Raw genomic sequence first — 25295 nt, 5'->3', positions numbered from 1 at the left:
TCTTCGACCGACGACGAAAGGACGAGTCGGAGCGTGACGACGACAACGACCACCCCCCGCCAGGTGCCCGGAAACGTGCCCCACACCGACGGAGGATGGGGGCAGACGACTGCGCGCACCATCCCCGTCCAGACGCGCTCCGCGCGCCCCCGTTCGTTCGTGCCCGCCGACTTCTCGCGGCCCACGGGCCGCGAGGTGAACTGGAAACAGACGCCCGTCGCGCGCCTCGCCGCGCTCTTCGACGACGTCGCCGGTGACGAGGGCGCCGTGGGCATCACCGTTACGGGTCCGCTCGCCGCCGCCGGGCTGAAGGTCGGCCAGTCGCCCCGCGGCGAGGTCTTCGAACCCGAAGACCTGCCGAGCGCCATCGCCTGGTCGCGTACCGCCGAGGCCCTCTACCTCGCGGTGCCCGCGAACGACGAGCTCGCCGAGCCCGTCGTCGTGGAGTTCATCGGCGCCGGTGCGGGCCTGCGTGCACACGCGCACGTGGTGATCGAGGCGCGCGAGAACTCCAGCGCGACCGTCATCCTGCGCCACGAGGGCTCCGCGGCGTTCGCTCAGAACGTCGAGATCATCGTGCGCCAGGGCGCCCGGTTGAACGTCGTGTCGGTGCACCGCTGGGACGACGATGCCGTGCACGCCGCGGCTCACCAGGCGCGCGTCGAGCGCGACGGAAGCCTGCGGCATTCGGTCGTCAGCTTCGGCGGAGGCGTCGTGCGCGTCAACCCGTCGGTCGACCTCGCGGGCGCAGGCTCCGAGGGCGAGGTCTACGGTCTGTCGTTCGCCGACGCCGGCCAGCATCTCGAGAGCCAGGTGTACGTCCACCATCGCGGACCGCAGACGCGCGCTGACGTGCTCTACAAGGGCGCGCTCCAGGGCGTCGGCGCTCGTTCCGTCTGGATCGGCGACGTGCTGATCGGGCCGGATGCCACGGGCACCGATTCCTACGAGGCCAACCGCAACCTGGTGCTGACCGAGGGCGCGCGCGCCGACTCGATCCCGAACCTCGAGATCGAGACCGGAGACATCCAGGGCGCCGGGCACGCGAGCGCCACCGGACGTTTCGACGACGAGCAGCTCTTCTACCTGCAGGCCCGCGGCATCAGCGAGGACGAGGCGCGGCGCCTCGTGGTCATCGGCTTCCTCGCCGAGATCGTCCAGAAACTCGGTGTCCCGGCCCTGGAAGAAGAGCTCACCGCCGCGATCGAGGCGGAGCTCGCCGAGGGCGTCGCGTGACACTGCAGCGCGCCTGCGCCCTGAGTGAGCTCGAACAGGACACGGCCAAGCGCGTCGAACTCGACGGCGTCGCGATCGCCGTCGTCCTCGACGGTAATGGCGAAGTCCACGCGATCGGCGATGTCTGCACACACGGAGACATCTCGCTGTCGGACGGTTTCGTCGAGGGTGAGACGCTCGAGTGCTGGGCCCACGGCTCGGCGTTCTCGCTGCGCACCGGCCGTCCCCTCAACCTTCCGGCATACGAGCCGGTACCCGTCTTCGTCGTCCAGATCGACGGTGACGACGTTCTCATCGATCCCGCTTCCACCGTGGCCGTCTGACCGGCCGAGTCCGTTAGGAACCCCTTCACATGTCTGTCCTCGAAGTTCGCGACCTGCACGTCACCGTCGAAACGGATGCCGGCGTCACGCCCATCCTGAACGGCGTCACCCTCACCATCCGCACGGGCGAGACCCACGCGATCATGGGCCCCAACGGCTCAGGAAAATCGACCCTGGCGTACACGATCGCCGGACATCCGAAGTACACCGTCACCTCGGGTTCGATCACGCTCGATGGCGAGGACGTCCTCGCGATGTCCGTTGACGAGCGGGCGCGGGCGGGGCTGTTCCTCGCGATGCAGTACCCGGTCGAGATCCCCGGGGTCACCGTCAGCAACTTCCTGCGCACCGCCAAGACCGCGATCGACGGCGAGGCGCCCTCGATCCGCAACTGGGTCAAGGACATCCGCGTCTCGATGAAGAACCTGCGCATGGACCCGAAGTTCGCCGAGCGCAACGTCAACGAGGGCTTCTCGGGCGGCGAGAAGAAGCGTCACGAGATCCTGCAGCTCGAGCTCCTGAAGCCCCGCATCGCGGTGCTCGACGAGACCGACTCGGGCCTCGACGTCGACGCGCTCAAGATCGTGTCGGAGGGTGTCAACCGCGCCAAGGCCGAGACTGATCTCGGCGTCCTGCTGATCACGCACTACACGCGCATCCTCCGCTACATCGCGCCGGACTTCGTGCACGTGATGGTCGCCGGTCGCATCGTCGAAGAGGGGGGTCCCGAGCTCGCGGACCGCCTCGAGAACGAGGGTTATGACCGGTTCCTGGACACCGCTTCCGAGCCCGCCGCACCCGCGGGCGCTTAGGATATATCCATGACCGCGACGCTCGCTCCCGAGAAGTACGACGAGGTCTCCGAGGCGCTCAAGGACGTCATGGATCCCGAACTCGGGATCAATGTGGTCGACCTCGGCCTGATCTACGACCTCGGCTGGGACGACGAGAACGACGCCCTGGTGATCCACATGACGCTCACGAGCGCCGGATGCCCGCTGACCGATGTGCTCGAAGAGCAGACGGCGCAGGCCCTGGACGATGTGGTCGAGCGCTTCCGGATCAACTGGGTGTGGATGCCGCCCTGGGGTCCCGAGAAGATCACCGACGACGGACGCGACATGATGCGCGCCCTCGGGTTCTCGATCTAGCCGTACCTCGCTCGGCCGCCTGACGGCGCGCCGCGCCGCGGTCGGTAGGCTCTCAGGGTGACCGTCGTGCCCCTCGAAGCGCTTCCCCTCGATCGGTTGCGCGAGCGTTCGAGCGTCAAGTGGCGCCGCTACCCGGCCGACGTTCTGCCGATGTTCGTCGCCGAGACGGACTATGCGCTCGCTCCCGCAATCACCGCGGTGCTTTCGCGGGCGGTGGAGCTGGGCGACACGGGGTACACGTCACCGGCTTCGGGGATCCGCGAGGCGTACGCCGCCTTTGCCGCACGTAGATTCGGATGGGATGTATCGCCCGACGCTATTCGCTCGACCGGTGACGTGATCATGGGTGTCGTCGAGATCCTGCGCCGCTCGATCTCGCCCGGTGACCGGGTCATCGTAACACCGCCGGTGTACCCGCCTTTCTATGAGGCGATTCCCGAGGCCGGTGGCGAGGTCGAGCGTGTTCCGCTGCTGCAGCGCGACGGGGGGTTCGAGCTGGACCTGGCCGGGATCGAGGCGGCACTACGCGACGGGGCGCGGGCCGTGTTGCTCTGCAATCCGCACAACCCGACTGGCACAGTCCACTCGAGGGAAGCGCTCGCGCGCCTCGCCGAGATCGCCGAGGCGGCCGGAGCCATCGTCGTGAGCGATGAGATCCACGCCCCGCTCACCCAGCCGGGCATCGGTTTCACGCCGTTCCTGGACGCATCCGATGCCGCCGCCCGCGTCGGTTATGCGGTGACGAGCGCGAGCAAGGCGTTCAACCTCGCCGGGCTGAAATGCGCACTCATGATTGCCACCGATCCGCGGCGATTCGACGTCGTTCGGGGACTCCCGGAGGAGGTCGAGTGGCGTACGGGTCTATTCGGGGCACTCGCGGGCGTGGCGGCATTCCAGCCCGAGAGCGATGCCTGGTTGGATAGCCTGCTCGCGGCGATCGACCAGAACCGGCGCTTGCTCGCCGCGCTGCTGGGGGAGTACGTGCCCGGCGCGCGCTATGACATGCCGGCCGCCGGATATCTGGCCTGGGTCGACCTGTCAGAGCTCGGGTGGGGCGAGAATCCCGGTGTGAAGATCCTGCGTGACGCGAAGGTCGCCCTGCATTATGGACGGGCGTTCGGCGCGGAGGGTGCAGGGCGCGTGCGCATCAACATCGGCTGCTCACCCGCGGTGCTCACCGAGGCCCTCCAGAGGATCGGAGCTCTGATCGAGAGGTGAGCGGCGCGGTCCCCACCCCGCCGGTCGCTGCAGAGCCGACTTCGATCTGGCATCCCCGTCTCGTCTGGGTCACCCTCGGCGCCGTTGCGCTCATCTTCCTCGCGGCGACCCAGTCGCTCGCGATGACGACGGTCATGCCGATCATCAGTGACGACCTGTCCGGCGACTCGCTGTACGCCTTGGCGTTCGCGGGGACTCTCGCGACCGGGGTGATCGGGATGGTCGTGACCGGGGCGTGGTCGGATCGTTCGGGGCCCAAACCCGCCCTCTACGCCTCTATCGCTCTGTTTCTGATCGGCCTGATCGTGGCGGGCGTGGCGCCGAACATGCAGACGCTCGTGGTCGGGCGTCTGCTGCAGGGACTCGGAACCGGGGGACAGACGGTCGCGCTCTATGTCGTGGTCGCCCGCATCTACCCGCCTGCCATTCACGGCCGGGTGTTCGCCGCGTTCGCGGCAGCATGGGTCGTGCCCTCGCTGGTCGGGCCGCTGTTGGCCGGCGCCGTGACCGAGCACCTGCACTGGCGCTGGGTCTTCTTCGGTGTCGCGATCTTGACGGTCCTCGCCTTCACGGCCGTCGCCCTCCGTCTGCATGCGCTGGATCTGCGAACGCTGCAGCCGACACGCATCGGCTTCCTGCGGCGGCTCGGTCTTGCGCTGCTGGTTGCGGCATCAGTGCTGCTGCTCGGTATGTCGGGCGGGTTCGGGGTCGCGAGTCCGTTCGTCGCCATCGCCGCCGCCGTGGCGATCGGTTTCGCGGCACGTCCGCTTCTGCCGCCCCGGACGCTTCGTGCGGGACGCGGCCTGCCCAGCGTGATTCTGCTCCGCGGCCTGATCGCCGGGGCGCTCTTCGGCGCCGAGATCTATGTGCCGTATCTGATGATCGACCGCTACGGGTTCTCGCCCACGTGGGCAGGGCTCGGGCTCACGACGGCCGCTCTCGCATGGGCTATCAGCGCCGATATCCAGGGGCGCTTCGGTGATCGCATCGGAAATCGCCGAATCGTGCTCATCGGTAGCGCGCTGCTGACGGTCGCGACGGTCACCGCTGCGGTCTGCGCCGTGACGTTCGCGCACCCCGCCATCTTGATCGCCGGATGGACGTTATCGGGTGCGGGGGTCGGTCTGGTCTATTCGCGGCTCACAGTGCTCACGCTGGCTTACTCGAGTCCGGGGAACCAGGGCTTCAATTCGTCGGCGCTGTCGATATCGGATTCGACGGGCGCTGCCGTCACCATCGCCGTGATGGGACTCGTGTTCACCGGACTGTCGGGCACGGGATGGGAGTTTCCCGCGGTCTTCGCGTTGGCGGCGGGGATCGCGGTGTTCGCGCTGGTTCCCGGGTTGCGTCTCGACGCGCGTGATACAACCGGCGAGGACTCGCTCCCCGTCGGCTCTCCCGTCCGGTAACGGGGTGCGCGCGAGTTCCGGCTCGTATCCGTCTCAGGGGGGAGGCGGTCGGTCGTTGGAAACCCGAATAATCGGAGCATGAGCAAGACGATTCGCACGCCAGGAGCCGACGTGCTCACCACCCGGGGACGCGGCACAGTCGTCGATGTTCGGGCTACCCCTTCCGGCCAATTCGTCATCGGGGTCGAAGACGCAACCGGCGAGGTCGGTTACTTCACAGAGAGGGCGCTTCGTCTCGCGGACTGCTAGGACGTGGCGCCGACACGGAACTTCGGGCCGGGACGGGTCCGCGGTCGAACATCCCCTTCTCAGAAGGGTGGTGGGTCGGTGTTGGGGGTGAAGTGGACGGCGGGTGGTGGTTTGTCGATGTAGACGTGGCCGCCCGGGGAGGTCCATTCGAGGATTCCGCCGCCGAGTTGTCGGACGGTCCAGCCTGTTTCGCCTTTCAGGGTGTGGTGTCTCTTGCAGAGGCAGGCGAGGTTGCAGGCATCCGTGGGGCCACCCAATGCGTAGTCGTGGGTGTGGTCGCGGTCGCATCGGTGTGCGGGTTGCCGGCACCCGGGGAACCGGCAGTGCCGATCCCGTGCGCGCAGGAACCGTTTCATGTCCGCCGACGGTGTGTATCGGTCGACGGCGAGAACGCATCCGGTGATCGGGTCGGCGAGGACCCGTTCCCACCCCGTCGCGTGTCCCGCGAGCTGGCGGGCGGTGGCGGGGTCGATCGGGCACCGCCCGGCGAGCTCGGCGGGTTCATCGGTCACCCCGGCCAGAGCGAGGGCGGGGACGGTGACGTTCACGATCCCCCGGATCGCCCCCAGCCCACCGAACCCGTCCGACATCCCGGGCCCGGTTTCGACGGTCGGTGTGGTGGTGAGCAGCATGTCCGCGACGAGGTCCGCACGGATCTGATCCAGGGTCCGGGCGTCGGTCGGGTCGGCGTTCTTGATCGCCCGCGCTTGTTGTGTGATCCGGTCGTGCATCGCATGCGCCAGCACGGCGGGTTGGATGGTGCTGAACTCCGCCATCCCGTCCCCGAGGTCCCGCACACACGCACCCCGCGACGCACGCGCCTCCCGGTGACGCTCCGTCAACGTCCTCGGCTGCAACGATTCCGCGAGCCGCGCCAACGCAGACCCCAAACGGCCGGGCGTGGTTCCCTCCGCCCGGACCAACGCCTCGCGCTCGAACACGGCCCGCGCTTCGGCATCCGTGAGCGGCAGTCCGTGTTCCATGATCACCGCAACATGCCCCGCACCGATACGGCCTTCGTCCCACGCGTCGAACGTCGCGGGAAACGCCTCGGCAAGGGTCGCGGCGTCGTTCATGCGGCGTTGCACCGTCCGGTCGGACATGTTCGCCGCGACACCCAACTCCGCCGCCAACGCCCGCACCGGCAACTCCGCCTCACGCGACGAGACCGACACCAGCTCGGCAACACGGCGCATCCCGAGGCCGGCCGCATCCGCCAACACCCGCGCCTGCGCGGCCTGCGCCCGCGCCACCGCCCGCGACGCCTCTGCGAACCGCACCGCGAGATCACGCGCGGCAACATCGACATCGTCACCGGACGCGACACGTATGTTCGAATGCATGTTCGAAACTCTACGGACGACCACCGACATCCAACGCCCGAAAAGCACCGAAATCACGCCAAAACCGAGCGCGAAAGATGAGAGTCTTCACATGCTCAGACACGCCCGGCCGTGTCTCCGAACACTCGGAGCACACGGTGGCCCGGCAGCGAGGACGGGCCGTCAGCCGCGCGTGCGACGATCCGCGGCGCGCACGAGCATCCACGCGGCGGGAACCAGCAGCGCGGCGAAGGCCGCCTTGATCAGGCCGGGCACGATGAACGGCAGCACTCCCGCGCCCATGATCGAACCGACGGACACGTCGGCACCGAGGACGGTCGCCAGGATGAGTGCCATGTACGGCACACCGATCAGGAACGGGATGATGCTCGCCGCCACGAATCCCACGAATGCGAGGACCGGACGACGGTCCCACGCGCGCTGAGCGAACCATCCCGCGACGAATGCCGCCGGGATGAAGCCGACGATGAACCCGAACGAGGGAGCCAGCACGTAGGCGGGACCCGCGATCGGCCCGGCGAAGATCGGCAGGCCCGCGAGGCCGAGCAGCATGTACGACGTCAAGCTCACGGCACCGCGCCGGGCGCCCAGGGCGGCGCCCACCAGGATGACTCCGAGCGTCTGGCCCGTTATCGGCACCGGGCCGATGTAGAACGACACCTTCGCGAGCAGCGCGACGACGGCGACGCCGGCCAATACCAGGGCCGCGTCCATCGTGAATGCCCGCGCACGGGTCGAGGGACGGGAGATGATGTCGGCGAGGACGCGGCGAGATCCAGCGGCGGGGGCGACGGCGGTCATGAGGACTCCTTATGCAACGGAACGACAGGGTGCAACGGAACGACAGGACGACGGCGCGTCGGGGCGACAGTGACTCTCGTCGTCTGGGCGGTGGTGCTCGATCGCGATGGGTGCGCGCTCCCGACTTATACTAGGGGGCTGGCACCTCTGCCCCCTTTGTACCCACCCCACCGACGGAACGGACATCCGCTGTGCTCGCCGTGCACGATCTCGAGATCCGCGTGGGCGCCCGAATCCTCATGTCGGGCGTCACCTTCCGCGTCTCTCCGGGCGACAAAGTCGGGCTCGTGGGACGTAACGGGGCGGGCAAGACGACGCTGACCAAGGTTCTCGCGGGCGATCTCCCGCCCGCGGACGGACGCGTCGAGTCGACGGGCGAACTCGGGTATCTGCCGCAGGACCCGCGCTCGGGTGATCCCGACATGCTCGCCCGCACCCGCATCCTCGATGCCCGCGGCCTCGGCACGCTCGCGATCGGCATGCACGAAGCCACGCTCGCGATGGCGGACGAGGATCCGGATGTCTCGGCCCGAGCGATGAAGACGTACGGCCAGCTCACCGAACGTTTCGAGGCTCTCGGTGGCTACACGGCCGAGGCCGAAGCCGCGACGATCTCGCACAATCTCTCGCTGCCGGACCGGATTCTCGACCAGCCGCTGCGCACCCTGTCAGGCGGTCAGCGTCGCCGCATCGAGCTCGCGCGCATCCTGTTCTCGGATGCCGAATCGATGATCCTCGACGAGCCGACGAACCACCTCGACGCCGACAGCGTGGTGTGGTTGCGCGAGTTCCTCAAGAACTACAAGGGCGGGCTGATCGTGATCAGCCACGACGTCGAGCTCGTGGGCGAGACCGTCAACCGAGTCTTCTACCTGGACGCGAACCGCCAGGTCATCGACGTCTACAACATGAACTGGAAGAACTACCTGCGCCAGCGGGTGGCCGACGAAGAGCGCCGCAAGAAGGAGCGCGTCAACGTCGAGAAGAAGGCGACGGCCCTGCAGCTCCAGGCCGCGCGCTTCGGTGCGAAGGCCTCCAAGGCCGCGGCTGCGCATCAGATGGTCGCCCGTGCCGAGAAGATGCTGTCCGGCCTCGACGAGGTCCGTCAGGTCGAGCGCGTCGCGAAACTCCGCTTCCCGAAACCCGCGCCGTGCGGCAAGACGCCGCTCATGGCATCCGGGCTCTCCAAGTCGTACGGTTCGCTCGAGATCTTCACGGATGTCGATCTGGCCATCGACAGAGGGTCCAAGGTCGTCATCCTCGGCTTCAACGGCGCGGGCAAGACCACGCTGCTGCGAATTCTCGCGGGTGTCGACAAGCCCGACACGGGACAGCTGGAGCCCGGCCACGGGCTGAAGATCGGCTACTACGCCCAGGAGCACGAGAATCTCGACGTGAACCGTTCGGTGCTCGAGAACATGATGTCGGCGGCGCCCGACATCACCGCGACCGAGGCGCGCAAGGTGCTCGGATCCTTCCTCTTCACCGGTGACGACGTGTTGAAGCCCGCGGGGGTGCTGTCGGGTGGTGAGAAGACACGCCTGTCTCTCGCGACGCTCGTCGTCTCATCCGCGAACATGCTGCTGCTCGATGAGCCCACGAACAACCTCGATCCCGCCTCGCGCGAAGAGATCCTCGGCGCCCTCTCGCACTACGAGGGCGCGGTCGTGCTCGTGTCGCACGACGAGGGAGCGGTCGAGGCGCTCAACCCCGAACGTGTGCTGATCCTGCCCGACGGGGTCGAGGACATCTGGAACCGCGAATACGCGGACCTCGTCTCGCTCGCCTGACGCTCAGCGCGAGGCCGAGTCGAGAATCGCGTCCTCGGCATCGGAATCGGCGTCGCGTCGCCGGGCGGGAGCGCGCGGGGTCCGGGGCGACGGGGGAGCGGATGCATCCGGTTCCGCATCCTCACGCGCGATATCCGCGCGGTCTTCGCGACGCTGCGCGATCTCGGTCTTGATCACATACCCGATGAAGATGAAGCCCATGATGGCGAAGAGGATCCACTGGATCGCGTACGACAGGTAAGGCCCGGGATCCTCGGTCGGCGAAGTGAGTGGCGTCGGCCGTTCGGCCGGTGCGGGGTCCTCGGAGATCATCAGACCGTAGGCGGCGGTAATCGTCTCGCCCCCGGTCTGCTCGGCGATCGCGGGGAGGTCGATCACGGGCACCTGCCCCTCCGGCGCACCACGACCGGACGCAGGCGTCGGCTCGCCCGGACGCAGACGCACGGTCACGCTGACCTCACCGGACGGGGGTGCGGGCACGACCGCGGGATCCGAGCTGTCGGAAGCCGGCGGAACCCAGCCCCGGTTCACGATGAAGATGCGTCCGTCCTCGAGCCGCAATGGCGTCAGCACCTCGAACGCGCTCGTCCCGCCGTGCGGTCGGTTTCGCGCGAGGAGCTGCTCGTCGGGCAGGTACCGTCCCTGGAGCAGGACCGGCAACCACTCGGTGCCGGGGTCGAACTCGGTCGTGCCGGAGAGCACGGATGCCACCGGCACCGGCTCGGCGTCGTAGTTGGACTCGATCAGCGCCAGATCGGCGGAGCGCTCTTGATTGCGCGAGAACTGCCAGTTCGACAGGAATGCGCACGCGATCGCGAAAACGACCGCGAGAGCGACATAGATGGCCCAGCGGCCCGCGCGAGGCAGGTTCTGCATGCTGCGGTTCTGTGCCATCACGGGCCCTCGATGGAAACGGGCGAGCTTGGCGCGTGCTCTGCATCCGCGGGGAACGGGGAGAGCTCGACGGGGAAGTCGCGCGCGGCCAGATAGTCGCGCAGGTATTCGGCGTGCTCGTCGCATGCGAGCCAGATCTTGCGGCGGTCGGGCGCGTGGATGCGCGGGTTGCGCCAGATGACCTGCCACGAGGCTTCGGTTCGGCAACCGGCGCGCGAGCAGGGATCAGAGCCGGGCTCGAGCCCACCGCCCAGCATCGACATCAGTTCGTGTCCTCGGGACGAGGAGTTTCGGTGAGACGGATCACGCCCGGTGTCGTTTCGGCGGGCGCGGATCCGGCCGCGGCGGCGGGGGGAACCGGAGCCGGCAGCATCCGCTGCACGGGTTCCGCCCGTGGGCTCGTGTCGAAGCCGACGTTCGCAACGATCACGGCGATGTACGGCAGGAAGATCGCGCCCGCGGCGAAGACCCACGTGTACCAGCCGTAGGGGGTGACGACGGCCATGAGCACGAAGCACGAGATGCGGATCGCCATCGTCCACATGTACCGCCGCACCCGTGCGGCCGCCTCGTCGCGCGGAGCGCGCGGCAGAGAGGTCGAGGACAGGGACGCGGCGGGTTTCTTCACGGTGCTTCCAGCGTACGCCGCTGAAAGCGTGCCATGCCCGTTCAGGACACGCTGGAGGAGTACTCGATCGCCGTCAGGAAGAACGGCAGGAACGCCAGCAGCGCGATGACGCTCAGGACCGTAAGTCCGATGCCGACCCAGCCGATGATCGTGCCCGCGAGCGCGAGGCCGCGTCCCTGCTCTCCGGACTGCTTGAGCTGGTTGAGCGACATGTGACCGGTGATCACCGCGACGATCGACGCGATGAACGGAATCAGGACGAACCCGACGATTGCGCTCACGAGAGAGACGATCGCGAGCGTGTTGGTCTTCGCGGCGGGCGGGTACGCACCATAACCCGGGGCGGCCGGGTATCCGCCGGCCGGGGGAGCGGCCGGGTACCCCTGCGAGACCGGGGGTGCGGGCGGGTAGCCCTGCGACGCGGGGGGCGCGGGGGGATAGTTGCCGGGTTCGCCTGCGGGCGGGGTGGAAGTCATGGGAAAGCCTCTCGTCGGTAGTGCTCAGACTCTCAGCGGTGCCGCCCGCATGTCAACGCGACGAGCGGTGGGTAGGGTGGAGCGGTCTCATCCCGACCCTCAGGAGTGCCATGACCACCGAACGTGTCGTCCTCGTCACCGGCGGAAACCGCGGAATCGGTCGCGCCATAGCCGAGCGATTCGTCGCCGAAGGCCATCGCGTCGCTGTGACGGCCCGATCGGGCGAGGGGCCGGAAGGGACTCTCACGGTTCGCGCCGACGTCACCGACGCGGCCTCGGTGGATGCCGCGTTCACGGAGGTGGAGGCACAGCTCGGTCCCGTCGAGGTGGTTGTGGCGAACGCGGGCATCACCAAGGACACGCTGCTCATGCGGATGTCGGAGGACGATTTCGACTCGGTCGTCTCGACGAACCTGGGCGGCGCGTTCCGTGTCGTCAAGCGGGCGTCGAAGGGCATGCTGCGCGCGCGCTGGGGTCGGGTCATCCTGATCTCGAGCGTCGTCGGACTCTATGGATCTGCCGGGCAGGTCAACTACGCCTCGTCGAAGAGCGGACTCGTCGGTTTCGCCCGCTCGCTCACGCGCGAACTCGGCGGCCGGGGAATCACCGCGAATGTCGTCGCCCCGGGGTTCATCGAAACCGACATGACGGCGGCGCTTCCCGATGAGACGCAGGCCGAGTACAAACGCAGCATCCCGGCGGGCCGCTTCGCCACCCCCGACGAGGTCGCCGGTGTCGTCGCCTGGCTCGCCTCCGACGATGCGGCCTACATCTCGGGTGCGGTCATTCCCGTCGACGGTGGTCTCGGGATGGGCCACTGACGCTCGGTTCGGTCGACGCGATCAGCGTGTGATGGAGTCGAGGATCGCCTGACCCAGAGCAGCCGGCTGCGTCACCTGCGGCCAGTGCCCGGTGCCGAGGTGGACGACGCGCACGTCCTCGATCGCGTTGAATTCGGCGCCCCACTCCGGCCATTGCTCGAGCATCGCGCGCAGGGTGGCCTCGTCGTTCGCGCCGCTCAGCACGGTCATCGGCCGCGCGCGGCGGCGAGGATCGTGCAGATGGATCGGATCCATCGGCACGCCCCGCGGCACCGGCAGGGCACGTGCGGCCCAGACCTGCCGCGTGGCCTCGTCGATGTCGGCGACATCGGGTTCGTCGAAGGTGTCCCATCCGGGGAAGGGGATGACACCATCCACCACCTCGAACTCCGAGATGATCGAGCCATCCGGTGGCGGTACGGTGTCGACGAGCACGAGGTGCGCGACGCGATCCGGTCGGGCGTCGAGAGCGCCGTAGGCGACGTTGCCTCCGCCGCTGTGACCGACGAGCACGACTTCTCCGGGTAGCGCGTCGATCCGGGCGACGACCGCCGCGACCCAGTCGGCGATGCCGATGTCGGCGGATTCGGTTCCGGGGGACCCGGTGCCGGGCATGGTGAGCGCGTGGGTTCGGTGGCCAGCCTCACGCAGGGCGGGAACGACGTCGTCCCAGGAGGACGCATCGAGCCAGAGACCGGGTACGAGGATGATGTCCATGCCGCGACGCTACGCCGTGGTGCCGGCACGGCGCGAGCAGGTTCCGCCTATCGCGGCAGGAGGGGAATGACCTCGCGCAGGTCGACGCGCCCGATCACCAGCGGCGCCGCGGCGCGGACCGCGGGCTTGGCGTTGAAGGCCAGCCCCAGCCCGGCGGTGGCGAGCATCGCCAGGTCGTTGGCGCCGTCGCCGATGGCGACCGTGCGCGTGAGCGGCACCTGGTGTTCGGCGGCCCACTCGCGTAGACCGGCCGCCTTCGCCGCGCCGTCGACGATGGGTCCATCGATCGTGCCGGTCAGCATGTCATCCGCCTGCACGAGGCGATTGGCGCGCCACATGTCGACGCCCAGGGCAGGCGCCACGGTGTCGAGGATCTCGTGGAAGCCACCCGACACGACGCCCACCAGGCCGCCGAGGGCGTGTACGGTCTCGATCAGCTCGCGTACGCCGGGAGTCGGTTCGATACGCGAGATCACGCGGGAGAACGCCGAAACCGGCACCCCAGCCAGCGCATGGACACGCGACCGCAGGCTCTCGGCGAAGTCCACCTCGCCCCGCATCGCTGCTTCGGTTGCGGCGGCGACCTCGGGCCCGCGGCCCGCCTCGTCGGCGAGCAATTCGATGACCTCGTTGCGGATCAGCGTGGAATCGGCGTCCAGGACGACGAGCAGGCGGGTGACGTCTGAACTCACCTCACGAGGTTAGCGCGGCCAGCGCGCACCGCTCGGCAGCGCGAGGTCGGGCGCGGGCCCGGTCGAGCGGGTGCCGGTCACGGGCATCCCAGATCACGCGTCGACGCGGACGTTCTTGCCGACGACCGTCAATCCCGAATCGGTCACCGTGAACCCGCGCGCAAGGTCCCGCTCGCGATCCACCCCGACGGTGGCGCCGGGGGCGAGCTCGACGTTCTTGTCGAGGATCGCGCGATGGATGCGTGCGCCCGAACCCACGCGGACGTAGTCGAAGAGCACCGAGTCGGTGATCGTCGAGCCACCGCCCGCGAGTGCCCAGGGTCCGACGACGCTCCGCTCGAGGTGAGTGCCCGAGAGCACGGAACCGAGCGACAGGATGGAGTCGATCGCGTTGCCGATGCGTCCGACCGAGTCGCGTACGAACTTCGCCGGCGGGGAATTGACCGTCTGCGAGTGGATCGGCCAGTCCGTGTTGTAGAGGTTGAAGATCGGCAGCGTCGAGATCAGATCCATGTGCGCGTCGAAGAACGAATCGATCGTCCCGACGTCCCGCCAGTAGGCGCGGTCGCGATCGGTCGAGCCGGGCACGTCGTTGCGCTTCATGTCGTAGACGCCGGCCTCGCCGCGGCCCACGAAGTAGGGCACGATGTCGCCGCCCATGTCGTGGTTCGACGTCGTCAGCTCGCCATCCGCCTCGACGGCCTCGATCAGGGCATCCGCGTCGAAGATGTAGTTGCCCATCGAGGCGAGCACCTCGTGGGGCGCGTCGGAGAGACCCTCGGGGTTCTGGGGCTTCTCGAGGAAGTCCCGGATGCGCGTCGGGTCGGCCTTGTCGACGTCGATGACACCGAACTGGTTGGCGAGCGCGATCGGCTGGCGGATTCCGGCGACCGTCGCCCGGGCGCCGGACTCGATGTGCGCGTCGAGCATCTGACGGAAATCCATCCGGTACACGTGATCGGCGCCGATCACGAAGACGATGTCGGGCTTCTCGTCGTTGATGAGGTTGAGGCTCTGCAGGATGGCGTCGGCCGACCCCGAGAACCACCGTTTGCCCAGGCGCTGCTGTGCGGGAACGGAGGTCACGTACGAGTCGAGCATCGGCGACATCCGCCAGGTCTGCGAGATGTGGCGGTCCAGGCTGTGCGACTTGTACTGCGTCAAGACGACGAGTTGGCGCAGTCCCGAGTTCACGAGATTCGAGATCGCGAAGTCGATCAGTCGATACTGCCCTCCGAAGGGCACGGCGGGCTTCGCGCGATCCGCCGTCAAGGGCATCAATCGCTTGCCCTCGCCGCCCGCGAGGATGATTCCGAATACCTTCGGCGGTGTAGCCATGCCGACAGACTATGCCCGACTTCCTGCGGCGACTAGCGTTGCACGCATGCGCGTCGACATCGTCACCAAGGAATATCCGCCCGAGGTATACGGGGGTGCCGGGGTGCATGTCACGGAGCTCGTTCGAGCCCTTCGAACGCGCATGGATGTGCGCGTTCGCGCCTTCGGCGCCGAGCGCGACGAACCGGGCACGACGTCATATTCCGTGCCGGGTGAACTGGCCTCGGCGAACCCTGCCATTCAGACGATGGGAGTCGATCTCGCGATCGTCGGGGATGTTGCGGGCGCGGACGTCGTGCACTCCCACACGTGGTACGCCAACTTCGCCGGCCATACCGCGTCGCTGCTGCACGGCATTCCGCACATCGTCTCGGCCCACAGCCTCGAGCCGCTCCGTCCGTGGAAGGCCGAACAGCTCGGCGGTGGGTATGCCGTGTCCAGCTGGATCGAGAAGACGGCCTACGAGTCCGCCGCCGCGGTGATCGCGGTCAGCGGGGGTATGCGTGCCGACATCCTGCGGAGCTATCCGGCGCTCGACCCGGCGAAGGTGCACGTCATCTACAACGGCATAGACGTCGACGAGTGGGCGCCGCTCGATGACCCCGATCTCGCATGCAGCCTGGGCCTCGATCCCGGCCGCCCCTCGGTCGTCTTCGTGGGGCGGATCACGCGTCAGAAGGGTCTGCCTTACCTGCTGCGTGCTGCCGCGCTGCTCCCGCCTGAGGTCCAGTTGGTGCTGTGTGCGGGTGCGCCCGACACGCCTGAGATCCTGGCCGAGGTCGAGTCGGCCGTGCGGGGTCTGCAGCAGGAACGCGGTGGCGTCGTCTGGATCGATCGCACGCTGTCGCGGCGTGAGCTTCGTGCTCTGCTGAGCGCTGCGACGACGTTCGTATGCCCATCGGTGTACGAACCGCTCGGGATCGTCAACCTCGAGGCAATGGCTTGCGGTGCGGCGGTCGTCGGAACCGCGACGGGTGGTATCCCCGAGGTCGTCGAGGACGGCGTCACCGGTCGCCTGGTGCCGATCGAACAGGTGCAGGACGGCTCGGGCACTCCCGTCGACCCCGATCGCTTCGTACGCGATCTCGCCGACGTGCTGACCGAGGTCGTCAGCGATCGGGCGCGCGCCGCCGACTACGGGCGAGCGGGTCGCGAACGGGCTGCGGCATCCTTCAGCTGGGATCGGATCGCCGCCGAGACGCATGACCTCTACACGCGCGTCATCGCCGGGTAGATGGTCCCGGGTATCGCCGCCGGGCCGGTTGTCGCTGCCCGACAGTGCGCGGCTGGCCCGATAGGCTGGGGCCATGGCCGGGGTCCTGCAGTTCCATGATGTAGTCGTACGCAGAGACGGTCGCGACATCGTCGATCACCTGAACTGGAGCGTCGACGACGACCAGCGTTGGGTGGTTCTCGGCCCCAACGGCGCCGGCAAGACGACTCTGTTGCAGCTCGCCGACACCGTGATGTACCCCACCAGCGGTGAGGTCCACGTGCTGGGGGAGCGCCTCGGGCGGACGGATGTCTTCGAGCTCCGCCCGCGCATCGGATTCGCATCCTCGGCGATGGCCCGTCGGATGCCCGCCGACGAGCGCGTGATCGACGCGGTGATGACCGCCGCTTTCGCCGTGATGGGCCGCTGGCGCGAAGACTACGAAGACATCGACGAGCGCCGCGCCCTGCGCGTGCTCGCCGAGTGGGACCTCGATCACCTGGCCGACCGCACGTTCGGAACGCTCTCGGATGGCGAGCAGAAGCGGGTGCAGATCGCCCGGGCCGTGATGACCGATCCCGAGCTGCTGCTGCTCGACGAGCCGACCGCGAGCCTCGATCTCGGCGCCCGCGAAGAGTTGCTCACCCTGCTCGGTGGCTACGCTCAGGCACCGACCACGCCCGCCATGGTCATGGTGACCCACCACGTCGAAGAGATTCCGGTCGGATTCACCCACGTCCTGTTGATGCGGGATGGCTCGGCCGTCGCCGCCGGCCCGCTGGAAGAGGCTCTCACGGCCGAGAACCTCACCGAGACTTTCGGTCTGCCGATCACCCTCCGTTTCGAGGAAGGTCGGTATACGGCCCGCGCCGCGGGCTGATGCCGCCGGCTCAGACCAACTCTGATAAGATCGGTCCTTGGTGCCAGCGCAGGATCGGCGCACCAGAGACTTCTTCTTCCGCAATCGCCGCAAGGAACACCCCATGAAGACTGCTATCCACCCCGACTACCAGGCCGTCGTCTTCCGCGACCTCGCATCGGGCGAGACCTTCCTGACCCGCTCGACCGTTACGAGCGACAAGAGGATCGAACTCGACGGCGTCGAGTACCCGGTCATCGACGTCGAGATCTCCTCCGCTTCGCACCCGTTCTACACGGGCAAGCAGCGCATCATGGACTCGGCCGGACGCGTCGAGAAGTTCAACCAGCGCTTCAAGGGCTTCGGCAAGTAAGCCGAGATCCTTACCGACGAAAGGCCCCGCTTCGGCGGGGCCTTTCGCGTCGTGGTCATCACCCCGCGGGGGAGCCACAGGGTCATTCGCAACCCGTCTTCGGGCAGGTGCAATACCTCGTAGCGACGAACGGTCGTGCCGCCATCCGCAGCGCGAAGGTGTGTGTTCGCGGCGCGACGTCGTTCGACGATGTGCTCGCCCCACCAGTCGAGGAACTCCGGGCTCGCATCGCTCAGCTCCGAGACGAGGGCCTGCAGGGCCGGGTCCTCGAGCGTGCCGGCGTTCGCTGCGCGAAGGTGAGCCACGGCGCCGCGCGCGATCTCTTCCCATTCGCCGAAGACGGCACGGGCTCGGGGGTCCAGCATGAGGTACCGACAGGTGTTCCGCTCTCTCGGGGCGAGATCGGCGAAGCCTTCGAAGAGAGCGAGCCCTTCGGGGTTCGCCGCGATCATGTTGCTGAAGCGGTCCAAGATGTACGCGGGGTTGGGTCTCACGGCCTCGACGATCGCCGCCGTTCGCCCGCTGGGGAGAGCTTCGTCTCACTCCGGAACGGGACCGTCGGCAGGATTCGCATCGCGCAGGCGGCAGAGATGCTGTGTGGCGTCAGGGGTGAGCCGGAGTGCTCGAGCGAGCGCGAAGCCCACGGATCGTCTGCTCGACGTCGGCGCGGGCGCGGGGACGATCACGGTGGATCTCGCGGGGATCGTCGCCGAGGTCACCGCGACGGAGATCGGGTCCGAGGGATTGGAGCTGACACGTTCGACCGTCGCGGCACGAGGCGTGACGAACATCGAATTGCGGGTCGCTGATATTCATGCGCTTCCGTTCGACGACGCGACCTTCGACGTGACCCACGCGCATCAAGTGCTGCAGCATGTCGCCGACCCTGTGCAGGCGCTTCGCGAGATGGCCCGCGTCACGCGGCCGGGCGGGATCGTCGCGGTACGCGACAGCGACTACGGCGGGTTCACCTGGTGGCCGCGGATCGCACGTCTGAACACGTGGCTGGATCTCTACCGATCCATCGCCTTTGCGAACGGCGGTGAACCGGACGCCGGGCGCCGCCTTCTGTCGTGGGCCCACGCCGCCGGACTGCGGGATGTCGTTGCGACGTCGAGTACCTGGTGCTACGCCGACCCGGTCTCGCGCGCGTGGTGGGGAGGGATGTGGGCGGACCGCATGGTCGACTCGGCGATCGCTCAGCAGATCACGACGTCAGGACGCGCGACCCAGGAGGATCTGCGGAGCCTGAGAGACGCATGGCGCGAATGGGCATCGGATGAGGACGGGTGGTTCTCGGTGCCGCATGGTGAGATCATCTGCCGCGTGCGGTGACGCCGGCTGAGAGCCGCCACGCAAGCCGCGTCGTCAGCGGATGGGCCAGGCGCCGTCGAGGGTCTCGGTCGAATCCAGCCGACCGACCTTGATGAAGTACTCGGTCAGGCTCTCGGCCTGAGCGCGCGCCCAGGAGATCTGGCGCGTGTGCAGTTCGTCTTCGGTGCGCGGCAGGCGATCGGCGTAGCGGGCGGCAATGGCCTGCGCGACGCGCCCCGCAGCGATGGCGTCATCCGCCGCCGTGTGCGCGGCCTCGAGGAGCACGTCGTAGTGCGCGGCGACCGCATCGAGGGTGCGCTTGCCGCGCCGGTAGCGATCGAACGTCTTGTCGACGACGAGGGGGTCGATCACGGGCGATGGTGCCAGGATCGGTTCGATGCCGTTGCGCAGGGCCTCGTACTTGAGCAGGGAGAAGTCGTACGGCGCGTTGTACGCCACGACGGGGATACCGGCGGCGAAGATCGCGCGGAGTTCGGTGACGATCTCGGCCACGACCTGCTCAGAGGGCAGGCCGTTCGCCCGGGCGAAAGCGGTCGTGATGCCGTGCACGGCGGTCGCGCCCTCGGGGATCTCGATTCCGGGATCCGCTATCCACGACCGCTGCCGCGTGACGGTGCCGCTGGCGTCCAGCACGCCGACGTGGGCGGTGACGATGCGGTCGGTCTCGACATCCACGCCCGTCGTCTCGAGGTCGAACACGCCGAGCGTGTTCGACCAGCGGGGAACCTCTGGTGCGAAGAAGTCGTCGCCGAAGAGCGGCTCGGGAAGGACCTGCGACATGTCAACACGCTATGGCCCAGCGCCGACATCGCGCGCCAGGCGCACCGCGGGGCATCCGTAGACTCGCAGGGTGACCGCCCCGCAGCCGTACGCCGAACTCCTCGCCGCGACCCCCGTCGTGCGACGCGAGGTGCCCGTGGGCGGCGGCGTCACCGCGTACTGGGAGTACGGCCCGGCGGACGCCGACACCAGCGTGATCGCGGTGCACGGTTTCCGTGGCGAGCACCACGGTCTCGAGCCCGTCGTCGCGCACCTGCCGGGCATTCGCGTGATCTCGCCCGACCTGCCCGGCTTCGGCGAAACGCCGGCGCTTCCGGGACTGACGCACGACCTCGACGCCTATGTCGGGTGGTTGCGCGGCTTCGTCGCTGCGGTCGCTCCGGGCGCCATCATCCTCGGCCACTCCTTCGGTTCGATCGTCGTCTCGGCGGCCGTCGCCGAGGGGATGCCCGCGCCCCGGGTCATCCTCGTCAATCCGATCGGCGCCCCGGCCCTCGAGGGCCCGCGTGGCGTGCTGACGCGCCTCGCGATCTTCTACTACTGGGCCGGCGCTCGTCTGCCGGAGCGACTCGGCGACGCGCTGTTGCGCAACAAGGCCATCGTGCGCGTCATGAGCATCTCGATGGCGAAGACGAGGGATCCGGTGCTGCGGGCGTTCATCCACGATCAGCACGACACGTACTTCTCGCGGTTCGCGGACCGCGACATGCTGCGCGACGCGTTCGTGACCTCGGTCTCGCACGATGTGTTGGAGTTCGCCGAGCGCATCGCGCAGCCCACGCTGCTCATCGCGGCCCAGCGCGACGACATCACGCCGATCGAGGCCGAGCGGCGCCTCGCGAAGCGGTTTCCCGATGCCGAGCTCGTCGAGATCCCGGACGTCGGACACCTGATCCACTACGAAACCCCGGCCGTGGCGGCCGAGGCGATCAGGCGCTTTGTCGCTCGGCCTGACGCTTCCGATACGCGATGACGTTCATGCGGTTGCCGCAGTTGCCGGTGTCGCAGTAGCGCTTCGAGCCGTTGCGCGACATGTCGATGTAGACCGATCGGCAGTCATCCGCGTCGCAGAGGCGAACACGCGCGTACTCGTCCGAACGGATGACGTCGACGAAGGCCATGGCCGCCTCGACCAGGATCCGGGTCGCGAGCGGCGCGTCGTCGGACGTCGCGTGCACGTGCCAGTCGTAGTCGTCGTGGATGACGAGCCGGGGGAGTGCGCCGCCATCGTGCAGCATGGCGTTGACGAGGGGAACGGCGCCCGCTCGATCGACGTCCCACAGCGCGCGCAGCCGACCGCGGATGTCGCGCATCTCTTCCAGCTCGCCCTCGTCGTGGCGAATGCTCCCGGTGTACGGGTGCACACGAAGGAAGTCGTCGAGGTCGGCCACCGTGGTCAGGGCGTCCGCGCCCTCGCTCGATGTGCTCGGGTGGGTGTTCACCAGGTCCACGGTGGCGAGGAGAGCGGATCGGGTGTCATGGATGAAAACCATGTTGACTCCTGACGGTATTGTCTGAGAACATCAGTCAACCTCGTCATAAGTGTATGGCAGGTTCACTCCTGACACTCCTTTCGCGAATCGGACGCACATGGTCCAGAGTCTGACGGCCCCCCTCCCGGCGGCACACGCCGACCACCGCGCGATCGGCATCGTGACGGGTCTGGCATCCGCCCTCGCCTTCGCGTCGAGCGGGCCGCTGCTCAAGCCGCTCATCGAGGCCGGCTGGTCGACGGGGGCCGCGGCGTCGGTACGGATGGGCGGGGCAGCGCTGGTGATGCTGCCCATCCTCATCCTGGCGCTTCGTCGCGACCCGGGCATCCTGCGCCGCAACGCGGTCATCATCGTGGGATTCGGGGCGACGGGTGTCGCCGGGTGCCAGTTGTTCTATCTCGCCGCCATCCAGCGGATGCCGGTCGGCGTCGCACTTCTCGTGCAGTACCTGGCGCCGGTTCTGCTCGTCGGGCTGGCCTGGGTTCGGACGCGTCGGGCACCCGGCCGCCTCGTGCTGCTCGGCTCGGCCGTGAGCATCGTCGGACTCGTCTTCGTGATCGACATCGGCGGAGCGACGTTCGACGCCCTCGGTGTTCTGTTCGCCCTCGGCGCGGCAGTCTCCCTCGGCGGCTATTTCCTGCTGAGCGAACGCGCGGGCGACGGCCTGCCCCCGCTCGTCCTCGCGGCAGCGGGGCTCGTGGTCGGCGCAGTCTTCTCGGGGGGTCTCTCGCTGCTCGGAGTGCTGCACTTCGTGGCGCCTCCCGTCGATGTCATCCTCGCCGGGGTGACGGTCGCCTGGTATGTGCCGCTGGTCTGGGTCATCGTGATCGCCACCGCACTCGCCTACGGATTGGGGGTGCTCGCCGTGACGCAGATCGGCTCGCGCGTCGCCTCGTTCGTCGGACTGTCGGAGGTGCTCTTCGCGATCCTGATCGCGTGGCTCGTGCTGGGCGAGCAGCCGACGTTCGTGCAGGTTATCGGCGGCGCGCTGATCGTGGCCGGTGTCGTGTTCGTTCGTGTGGGAACGCCCGCGACGGTCGTGCCGGTGCCTAACGTGCCTGTCGTGCCAAGTCCATGAGCGGACGCAGCCGGTAGGGGATGACCTCGCCCATGACGAGGGATGTCTCGGTGCGCTCCACGCCAGGAATCGCGAGAATGCGCGCGTCCACCTCGAACAGGTGGCGGGCGTCGCGACACGCGACGTGCACCAGCAGATCGACCTGACCGCTCAGGCCGTATGCCTGGATGATCTCGGGAATCTCGACGAGCCGCGGCGCGATCTCGGGCAGCTCCTTCTGGCGCAGCATGACCGAGATGGCAGCCTGCAGGGGGTATCCGATGGTGTGCGCGGCGATCGTGCGCTCGTACGAGAGGAAGACGCCAGCCTTTTCGAGCTTCGTCATCCGGGCCTGAACGGTGTTGCGCGACAGGCGGAGGCGCTCGGCCAACGCGACCACGGTTGCGCGCGGGTCGTCGGCGAGAGCGCTGAGGAGCGCGAGGTCGGCGTGATCGAGCTTGCCCATAGACGGTGACTTTACCCGAATCTGGCGACGGGGTTTACGCATCCTGCTCAGCCGCCTCTGGTGGGGCTGAGCTAGCTGACAAGACGATCGCGGATGAGTGAGCTAAGCCTCCGACGGGATCTTCGGGTAGAAGAGCCCGAGACCGTGCGTCGTTGCGACGCGATAGGCGTCCGCGTATGTCTCCGGCTCGGGTTCGGAGCCGTCGCCGTATTTCGCGAGGAGCAGTCCGAGCAGCCCCTTGCCGGGAGGGCTCAGCGGCTTGCCCTTCTGCGAACCGTGCGCCAGGTCTTCGAGCTCCTCCTCGTCGATCTGGCGCGGCAGATACATCGGATGCACCGACGGCCAGGACCGCGGATCGCGCGGCACGTCGAGGTTCACGACGGGGAAGAGGGTGTTGGCACCCGCATCGCGCCGCGTCAACGGCTCGAGCCCGTGCAGACGGCACAGTGTCGCGATGACGGATCCGTGGTGCATCTCGTCGTGGACGATCGTCCCGGAGCGGGTGTAGGCAGACACGGCGATCGCGGGAACACGCGCGCCGAGTCGGTCGAAACGGAAGCCCATCTCGCCCTCCGGCGCGTCGGCATCCGGGGGAGTGGCCGCGGGGGGCGGCACGTGGTCGTAGGTGCCCCCGTGCTCGTCGAACGTGATGAGCAGGAGCGTGTTGAGCGCGTTCGAGCCCTCGGGGGTCGCGCTCTTCTTGATCGCGTCGTACACGTTGGCGACGAGCGCCTCGCCCGCGCGAACGTCGGAGACGGCGGAGTCGACGACGGGTTCGCCGTCGACCTCGCTCGCGCGCAACGCGCCGAACGGCGGGTGGAAGTCGTTGTGGTTGTAGATCATGCGCGGTTCGATGAACGCGTACGCGGGAAGAGTGCCGTCCTGGGCGTCCTTGTAGAACTCTGACATGTGCGCGAAGTGCTCGGTGCGCCAGTGCGACTCCAGCACGGGTGCATGCATGACGCCCGTGAGGGAGACGAGCTGCATCTCGTCGAAGTAGATCTTCCAGCTGATGCCCGCCTTGTCGAGGTGGTTGAAGATCGTGTCACGGGGCGCCGCATCCAGCCACTTCTCGTAGCCGCCCCCGCCGCGGTTCGTGACGAAACCGTGCGACGTCGACGCGTGGAAGAACGAACGGTTGCAGTAGGTCTGGCTCGGGACGGCCGCGAACCAGTGGTCGAAGACGGCGAACTCGCGGGCCAGGGTCGACAGGACGGGCAGCATCTCGGGCGAGAAGCCGCCCATGATCTGGTTCGCCTCGTCCGGCGTCGGCTTCTTGCCCCGATGAAGCTGCTGGTAGTTGACGTGGTAGTCCTTCAGAAAGCCCTCCATCGTGGGCTTCGCCCCCGGCTTCGGCGCATTGAAGGGCGCGCTCATCTGGTTTCGCCAGAGTTCGGCGTTCGTCGGCGGATCGACCGTCCCGAAGAGCTGGGTGTTCACGTGCGGGAAGGCTTCGCCCGGATCGGGGTTGGGTTGGCCCATGATCACGTCGGTCGGACCGGAATAGACGTGCGCGGCGACACGATTCCCCTCGGGATCGGGGTTCGAGTAGTTACCGAACGCGAGGCCCTCGAACGTCTCGCCCGCGGGGAGGTTCTCGGGCGTGTACAGCCAGCCGAGCAGGTTGTCGAACGAGCGGTTCTCGCCCATCAGGACCACGACGTGATCGAAGCCGGGCACCTCGCGCGGGTCCAGCGAACCGAACTCGTTCTGCGACTTCGCGATCGAGCTGCCGATCGCCGCACCCGCGGCCCCGCCGGCGACGCCACCGACGAGGAACCCGGCGGCCGCGATCCCGCCGGCACGCAGGAAGTCGCGTCGACTCCGGCCACGGTTCTCGGGTGCGGGGTCCTCGGGTGCGCTCCCTTCGCGTGCACGATCCGCGGGAGCCCTTGCGTCTGGCAGGGGGCCGGGCTCGCTCTCGGGCTCGCGGGTGTCAACAGAATCGGTCACGGGATCCTCCGCGTTCAGGCTATCGGCGGCCGTGCCGTTCCCGGCTCAGACGAGCGTCGCGCTGTGGAATCCGTCGAGCGAGGTGCCGGCGGCATCCGTTGCGAGCTGGATCGCCGCCGGGCCGAGGCGGAACCGGAATGGGTAGCCGTTGGGGATGCGTGCGCCCGGGAGGGGGAGCGCACCCTGGCTCGCGTGGCGTACGATCTCGGCGATGAGCGCCCCGTGGGCGACGGCGACGACGGCTGCTCCGGGCGTTTCTCGCGCGACGTCCGCCGCGATCTCGTCCAGCGTGCGCAGGGCGCGTTCCCGCAGATCGACGGATGATTCGGCGCCGGGGATGAGGTCGCGCTCGGCCGAGCCGAAGAGAAGCGGGACCTCGTCCACCAGTGCTCCCTCGGCCTGGCCGTAGCCTCGTTCGCGCAGACCGGGATAGTGACGCGGCCCGGACGATCCGAGTGCCTCGGCGATGATCTCGGCCGTCTCGATCGCCCGCGACAGGTCGCTCGAGACCATGACCACGGGTCCGCCGTTCGCGAGTTCGACGCGCAGGAGCGCACCCGCCTCGCGTGCCTGCGCCCGGCCGGTGTCGTTCAGGGGGATGTCGCTCAGGCCCTGGATGCGCCGCTCACGGTTCCAGTCCGTCTCGCCGTGGCGCAGCAGGATCAGTTCGGTCACGCCTC

The 25295-nt window shown here is 68.2% G+C and carries 30 protein-coding genes; 15 read left to right on the top strand and 15 right to left on the bottom strand.

All coding sequences use genetic code 11. The features are described from left to right. Positions 1-33 precede the first annotated feature (33 nt). From sufD to CGU35_RS18365, 7 genes are all read left to right on the top strand, one after another. Positions 34-1236 (top strand): Fe-S cluster assembly protein SufD, encoded by a 1203-nt coding sequence (gene sufD, locus CGU35_RS08225; protein ID WP_100811012.1) that lies wholly within the window; start codon positions 34-36, stop codon positions 1234-1236. Then, on the top strand, positions 1233-1559 hold the full coding sequence (locus CGU35_RS08220; protein ID WP_100811011.1) for a non-heme iron oxygenase ferredoxin subunit: 327 nt from the start codon (positions 1233-1235) through the stop codon (positions 1557-1559). The genes sufD and CGU35_RS08220 overlap by 4 nt, the downstream gene beginning before the upstream one ends. 29 nt (positions 1560-1588) lie before the next feature. Then, positions 1589-2371, top strand: coding sequence for a Fe-S cluster assembly ATPase SufC (gene sufC / locus CGU35_RS08215; protein WP_100811010.1), 783 nt, complete (start codon positions 1589-1591; stop codon positions 2369-2371). A gap of 9 nt (positions 2372-2380) precedes the next feature. Then, positions 2381-2710 carry a metal-sulfur cluster assembly factor gene (locus CGU35_RS08210; protein WP_036295934.1) on the top strand — a complete coding sequence of 110 codons (330 nt, stop codon included), beginning with the start codon at positions 2381-2383 and terminating at the stop codon, positions 2708-2710. Between the two features lie 57 nt (positions 2711-2767). Further along, positions 2768-3928, top strand: coding sequence for a MalY/PatB family protein (locus CGU35_RS08205; RefSeq protein WP_100811009.1), 1161 nt, complete (start codon positions 2768-2770; stop codon positions 3926-3928). Continuing rightward, positions 3925-5337 (top strand): MFS transporter, encoded by a 1413-nt coding sequence (locus tag CGU35_RS08200; protein ID WP_100811008.1) that lies wholly within the window; start codon positions 3925-3927, stop codon positions 5335-5337. Before CGU35_RS08205 ends, CGU35_RS08200 begins: the two co-directional genes overlap by 4 nt. Positions 5338-5415: 78 nt before the next feature. After that, positions 5416-5586 carry a hypothetical protein gene (locus tag CGU35_RS18365; protein ID WP_181003348.1) on the top strand — a complete coding sequence of 57 codons (171 nt, stop codon included), beginning with the start codon at positions 5416-5418 and terminating at the stop codon, positions 5584-5586. 59 nt (positions 5587-5645) lie between these two features. Here the strand turns inward: CGU35_RS18365 and CGU35_RS08195 are convergent, their stop codons facing one another. Together CGU35_RS08195 and CGU35_RS08190 are read right to left on the bottom strand one after the other, a co-directional pair. Beyond that, entirely contained in the window at positions 5646-6929 is a 1284-nt protein-coding gene (locus CGU35_RS08195; RefSeq protein ID WP_157813918.1) for an HNH endonuclease signature motif containing protein, read from the bottom strand. A 162-nt stretch (positions 6930-7091) separates the two neighbouring features. Beyond that, on the bottom strand, positions 7092-7730 hold the full coding sequence (locus CGU35_RS08190) for a biotin transporter BioY (protein WP_100811006.1): 639 nt from the start codon (positions 7728-7730) through the stop codon (positions 7092-7094). 191 nt (positions 7731-7921) lie between these two features. On the opposite strand from CGU35_RS08190, the gene CGU35_RS08185 reads away from it, so the two are divergent. Continuing rightward, positions 7922-9520 (top strand): ABC-F family ATP-binding cassette domain-containing protein, encoded by a 1599-nt coding sequence (locus tag CGU35_RS08185; protein ID WP_100811005.1) that lies wholly within the window; start codon positions 7922-7924, stop codon positions 9518-9520. A 3-nt stretch (positions 9521-9523) separates the two neighbouring features. Here the strand turns inward: CGU35_RS08185 and CGU35_RS08180 are convergent, their stop codons facing one another. The 4 genes from CGU35_RS08180 to CGU35_RS08165 are packed head-to-tail and all read right to left on the bottom strand — an operon-like array spanning position 9524 to position 11518. Next, positions 9524-10414, bottom strand: coding sequence for an SURF1 family cytochrome oxidase biogenesis protein (locus tag CGU35_RS08180; protein WP_100811004.1), 891 nt, complete (start codon positions 10412-10414; stop codon positions 9524-9526). Beyond that, positions 10414-10671, bottom strand: a complete 258-nt coding sequence (locus tag CGU35_RS08175; RefSeq protein ID WP_100811368.1) for a hypothetical protein — start codon at positions 10669-10671, stop codon at positions 10414-10416. The genes CGU35_RS08180 and CGU35_RS08175 overlap by 1 nt, the downstream gene beginning before the upstream one ends. Before the next feature lie 5 nt (positions 10672-10676). Further along, positions 10677-11042, bottom strand: a complete 366-nt coding sequence (locus CGU35_RS08170; RefSeq protein ID WP_100811003.1) for a DUF3099 domain-containing protein — start codon at positions 11040-11042, stop codon at positions 10677-10679. A gap of 41 nt (positions 11043-11083) precedes the next feature. Next, positions 11084-11518, bottom strand: a complete 435-nt coding sequence (locus tag CGU35_RS08165) for a DUF4190 domain-containing protein (protein WP_100811002.1) — start codon at positions 11516-11518, stop codon at positions 11084-11086. Positions 11519-11628: 110 nt separating this feature from the next. On the opposite strand from CGU35_RS08165, the gene fabG reads away from it, so the two are divergent. Continuing rightward, positions 11629-12339 carry a beta-ketoacyl-ACP reductase gene (gene fabG / locus CGU35_RS08160; RefSeq protein WP_100811001.1) on the top strand — a complete coding sequence of 237 codons (711 nt, stop codon included), beginning with the start codon at positions 11629-11631 and terminating at the stop codon, positions 12337-12339. A gap of 21 nt (positions 12340-12360) precedes the next feature. On the opposite strand, the gene CGU35_RS08155 is transcribed toward fabG, so the two are convergent. From CGU35_RS08155 to glgC, 3 genes are all read right to left on the bottom strand, one after another. Continuing rightward, positions 12361-13056 carry an alpha/beta fold hydrolase gene (locus CGU35_RS08155; protein WP_100811000.1) on the bottom strand — a complete coding sequence of 232 codons (696 nt, stop codon included), beginning with the start codon at positions 13054-13056 and terminating at the stop codon, positions 12361-12363. A 47-nt stretch (positions 13057-13103) separates the two neighbouring features. Beyond that, entirely contained in the window at positions 13104-13748 is a 645-nt protein-coding gene (gene serB / locus CGU35_RS08150) for a phosphoserine phosphatase SerB (RefSeq protein ID WP_181003349.1), read from the bottom strand. A gap of 93 nt (positions 13749-13841) precedes the next feature. Beyond that, on the bottom strand, positions 13842-15086 hold the full coding sequence (gene glgC, locus CGU35_RS08145) for a glucose-1-phosphate adenylyltransferase (protein WP_100810999.1): 1245 nt from the start codon (positions 15084-15086) through the stop codon (positions 13842-13844). Positions 15087-15132: 46 nt separating this feature from the next. On the opposite strand from glgC, the gene glgA reads away from it, so the two are divergent. From glgA to CGU35_RS08130, 3 genes are all read left to right on the top strand, one after another. Then, positions 15133-16320 carry a glycogen synthase gene (gene glgA / locus CGU35_RS08140; protein ID WP_100810998.1) on the top strand — a complete coding sequence of 396 codons (1188 nt, stop codon included), beginning with the start codon at positions 15133-15135 and terminating at the stop codon, positions 16318-16320. A gap of 73 nt (positions 16321-16393) precedes the next feature. Then, positions 16394-17179 (top strand): ABC transporter ATP-binding protein, encoded by a 786-nt coding sequence (locus CGU35_RS08135; RefSeq protein ID WP_100810997.1) that lies wholly within the window; start codon positions 16394-16396, stop codon positions 17177-17179. 103 nt (positions 17180-17282) lie between these two features. Further along, positions 17283-17531, top strand: coding sequence for a type B 50S ribosomal protein L31 (locus tag CGU35_RS08130; RefSeq protein WP_100810996.1), 249 nt, complete (start codon positions 17283-17285; stop codon positions 17529-17531). Here the strand turns inward: CGU35_RS08130 and CGU35_RS08125 are convergent. Next, positions 17450-18037 carry an MmyB family transcriptional regulator gene (locus CGU35_RS08125; RefSeq protein ID WP_258034411.1) on the bottom strand — a complete coding sequence of 196 codons (588 nt, stop codon included), beginning with the start codon at positions 18035-18037 and terminating at the stop codon, positions 17450-17452. The two genes, CGU35_RS08130 and CGU35_RS08125, sit on opposite strands and share 82 nt — an antisense overlap. Before the next feature lie 16 nt (positions 18038-18053). Here CGU35_RS08125 and CGU35_RS08120 point away from each other — a divergent pair, with 16 nt between their 5' ends. Further along, positions 18054-18866 carry a class I SAM-dependent methyltransferase gene (locus CGU35_RS08120; RefSeq protein ID WP_374935761.1) on the top strand — a complete coding sequence of 271 codons (813 nt, stop codon included), beginning with the start codon at positions 18054-18056 and terminating at the stop codon, positions 18864-18866. 33 nt (positions 18867-18899) lie between these two features. On the opposite strand, the gene CGU35_RS08115 is transcribed toward CGU35_RS08120, so the two are convergent. Then, positions 18900-19646, bottom strand: coding sequence for a 3'-5' exonuclease (locus tag CGU35_RS08115; protein ID WP_100810994.1), 747 nt, complete (start codon positions 19644-19646; stop codon positions 18900-18902). Positions 19647-19716: 70 nt separating this feature from the next. On the opposite strand from CGU35_RS08115, the gene CGU35_RS08110 reads away from it, so the two are divergent. After that, on the top strand, positions 19717-20619 hold the full coding sequence (locus CGU35_RS08110) for an alpha/beta fold hydrolase (protein ID WP_100810993.1): 903 nt from the start codon (positions 19717-19719) through the stop codon (positions 20617-20619). On the opposite strand, the gene CGU35_RS08105 is transcribed toward CGU35_RS08110, so the two are convergent. After that, positions 20576-21139: a CGNR zinc finger domain-containing protein gene (locus CGU35_RS08105; RefSeq protein ID WP_100810992.1), complete on the bottom strand. Its 564-nt coding sequence runs from the start codon at positions 21137-21139 to the stop codon at positions 20576-20578. The two genes, CGU35_RS08110 and CGU35_RS08105, sit on opposite strands and share 44 nt — an antisense overlap. A gap of 97 nt (positions 21140-21236) precedes the next feature. On the opposite strand from CGU35_RS08105, the gene CGU35_RS08100 reads away from it, so the two are divergent. Next, entirely contained in the window at positions 21237-22217 is a 981-nt protein-coding gene (locus CGU35_RS08100; protein ID WP_100810991.1) for an EamA family transporter, read from the top strand. Here CGU35_RS08100 and CGU35_RS08095 read toward each other — a convergent pair. From CGU35_RS08095 to CGU35_RS08085, 3 genes are all read right to left on the bottom strand, one after another. After that, positions 22189-22662 carry an Lrp/AsnC family transcriptional regulator gene (locus CGU35_RS08095; RefSeq protein ID WP_100810990.1) on the bottom strand — a complete coding sequence of 158 codons (474 nt, stop codon included), beginning with the start codon at positions 22660-22662 and terminating at the stop codon, positions 22189-22191. The genes CGU35_RS08100 and CGU35_RS08095 overlap by 29 nt on opposite strands. Before the next feature lie 102 nt (positions 22663-22764). Beyond that, positions 22765-24615 carry an alkaline phosphatase family protein gene (locus tag CGU35_RS08090; RefSeq protein ID WP_232711190.1) on the bottom strand — a complete coding sequence of 617 codons (1851 nt, stop codon included), beginning with the start codon at positions 24613-24615 and terminating at the stop codon, positions 22765-22767. 45 nt (positions 24616-24660) lie between these two features. Further along, positions 24661-25290, bottom strand: coding sequence for a histidine phosphatase family protein (locus CGU35_RS08085; RefSeq protein WP_157813917.1), 630 nt, complete (start codon positions 25288-25290; stop codon positions 24661-24663). Positions 25291-25295: the final 5 nt, after the last annotated feature.

The organism is Microbacterium sp. BR1, from assembly GCF_002812725.1.
Lineage (GTDB): Bacteria > Actinomycetota > Actinomycetes > Actinomycetales > Microbacteriaceae > Microbacterium.
Note: the sequence above shows the minus strand (reverse complement) of the source record. Positions and strands in the feature narration are given on the sequence as shown.

What these genes read in the sequence shown, in the direction of transcription:
- sufC (WP_100811010.1), top strand. Translation starts at nt 1,589, where the DNA reads ATGTCTGTCCTCGAAGTTCGCGACCTGCACGTCACCGTCGAAACGGAT.
- CGU35_RS08210 (WP_036295934.1), top strand. Translation starts at nt 2,381, where the DNA reads ATGACCGCGACGCTCGCTCCCGAGAAGTACGACGAGGTCTCCGAGGCG.
- CGU35_RS18365 (WP_181003348.1), top strand. Translation starts at nt 5,416, where the DNA reads ATGAGCAAGACGATTCGCACGCCAGGAGCCGACGTGCTCACCACCCGG.
- CGU35_RS08195 (WP_157813918.1), bottom strand. Translation starts at nt 6,929, where the DNA reads ATGCATTCGAACATACGTGTCGCGTCCGGTGACGATGTCGATGTTGCC.
- CGU35_RS08190 (WP_100811006.1), bottom strand. Translation starts at nt 7,730, where the DNA reads ATGACCGCCGTCGCCCCCGCCGCTGGATCTCGCCGCGTCCTCGCCGAC.
- CGU35_RS08180 (WP_100811004.1), bottom strand. Translation starts at nt 10,414, where the DNA reads ATGGCACAGAACCGCAGCATGCAGAACCTGCCTCGCGCGGGCCGCTGG.
- CGU35_RS08175 (WP_100811368.1), bottom strand. Translation starts at nt 10,671, where the DNA reads ATGCTGGGCGGTGGGCTCGAGCCCGGCTCTGATCCCTGCTCGCGCGCC.
- CGU35_RS08165 (WP_100811002.1), bottom strand. Translation starts at nt 11,518, where the DNA reads ATGACTTCCACCCCGCCCGCAGGCGAACCCGGCAACTATCCCCCCGCG.
- fabG (WP_100811001.1), top strand. Translation starts at nt 11,629, where the DNA reads ATGACCACCGAACGTGTCGTCCTCGTCACCGGCGGAAACCGCGGAATC.
- CGU35_RS08155 (WP_100811000.1), bottom strand. Translation starts at nt 13,056, where the DNA reads ATGGACATCATCCTCGTACCCGGTCTCTGGCTCGATGCGTCCTCCTGG.
- glgC (WP_100810999.1), bottom strand. Translation starts at nt 15,086, where the DNA reads ATGGCTACACCGCCGAAGGTATTCGGAATCATCCTCGCGGGCGGCGAG.
- glgA (WP_100810998.1), top strand. Translation starts at nt 15,133, where the DNA reads ATGCGCGTCGACATCGTCACCAAGGAATATCCGCCCGAGGTATACGGG.
- CGU35_RS08135 (WP_100810997.1), top strand. Translation starts at nt 16,394, where the DNA reads ATGGCCGGGGTCCTGCAGTTCCATGATGTAGTCGTACGCAGAGACGGT.
- CGU35_RS08130 (WP_100810996.1), top strand. Translation starts at nt 17,283, where the DNA reads ATGAAGACTGCTATCCACCCCGACTACCAGGCCGTCGTCTTCCGCGAC.
- CGU35_RS08115 (WP_100810994.1), bottom strand. Translation starts at nt 19,646, where the DNA reads ATGTCGCAGGTCCTTCCCGAGCCGCTCTTCGGCGACGACTTCTTCGCA.
- CGU35_RS08105 (WP_100810992.1), bottom strand. Translation starts at nt 21,139, where the DNA reads ATGGTTTTCATCCATGACACCCGATCCGCTCTCCTCGCCACCGTGGAC.
- CGU35_RS08100 (WP_100810991.1), top strand. Translation starts at nt 21,237, where the DNA reads ATGGTCCAGAGTCTGACGGCCCCCCTCCCGGCGGCACACGCCGACCAC.
- CGU35_RS08095 (WP_100810990.1), bottom strand. Translation starts at nt 22,662, where the DNA reads ATGGGCAAGCTCGATCACGCCGACCTCGCGCTCCTCAGCGCTCTCGCC.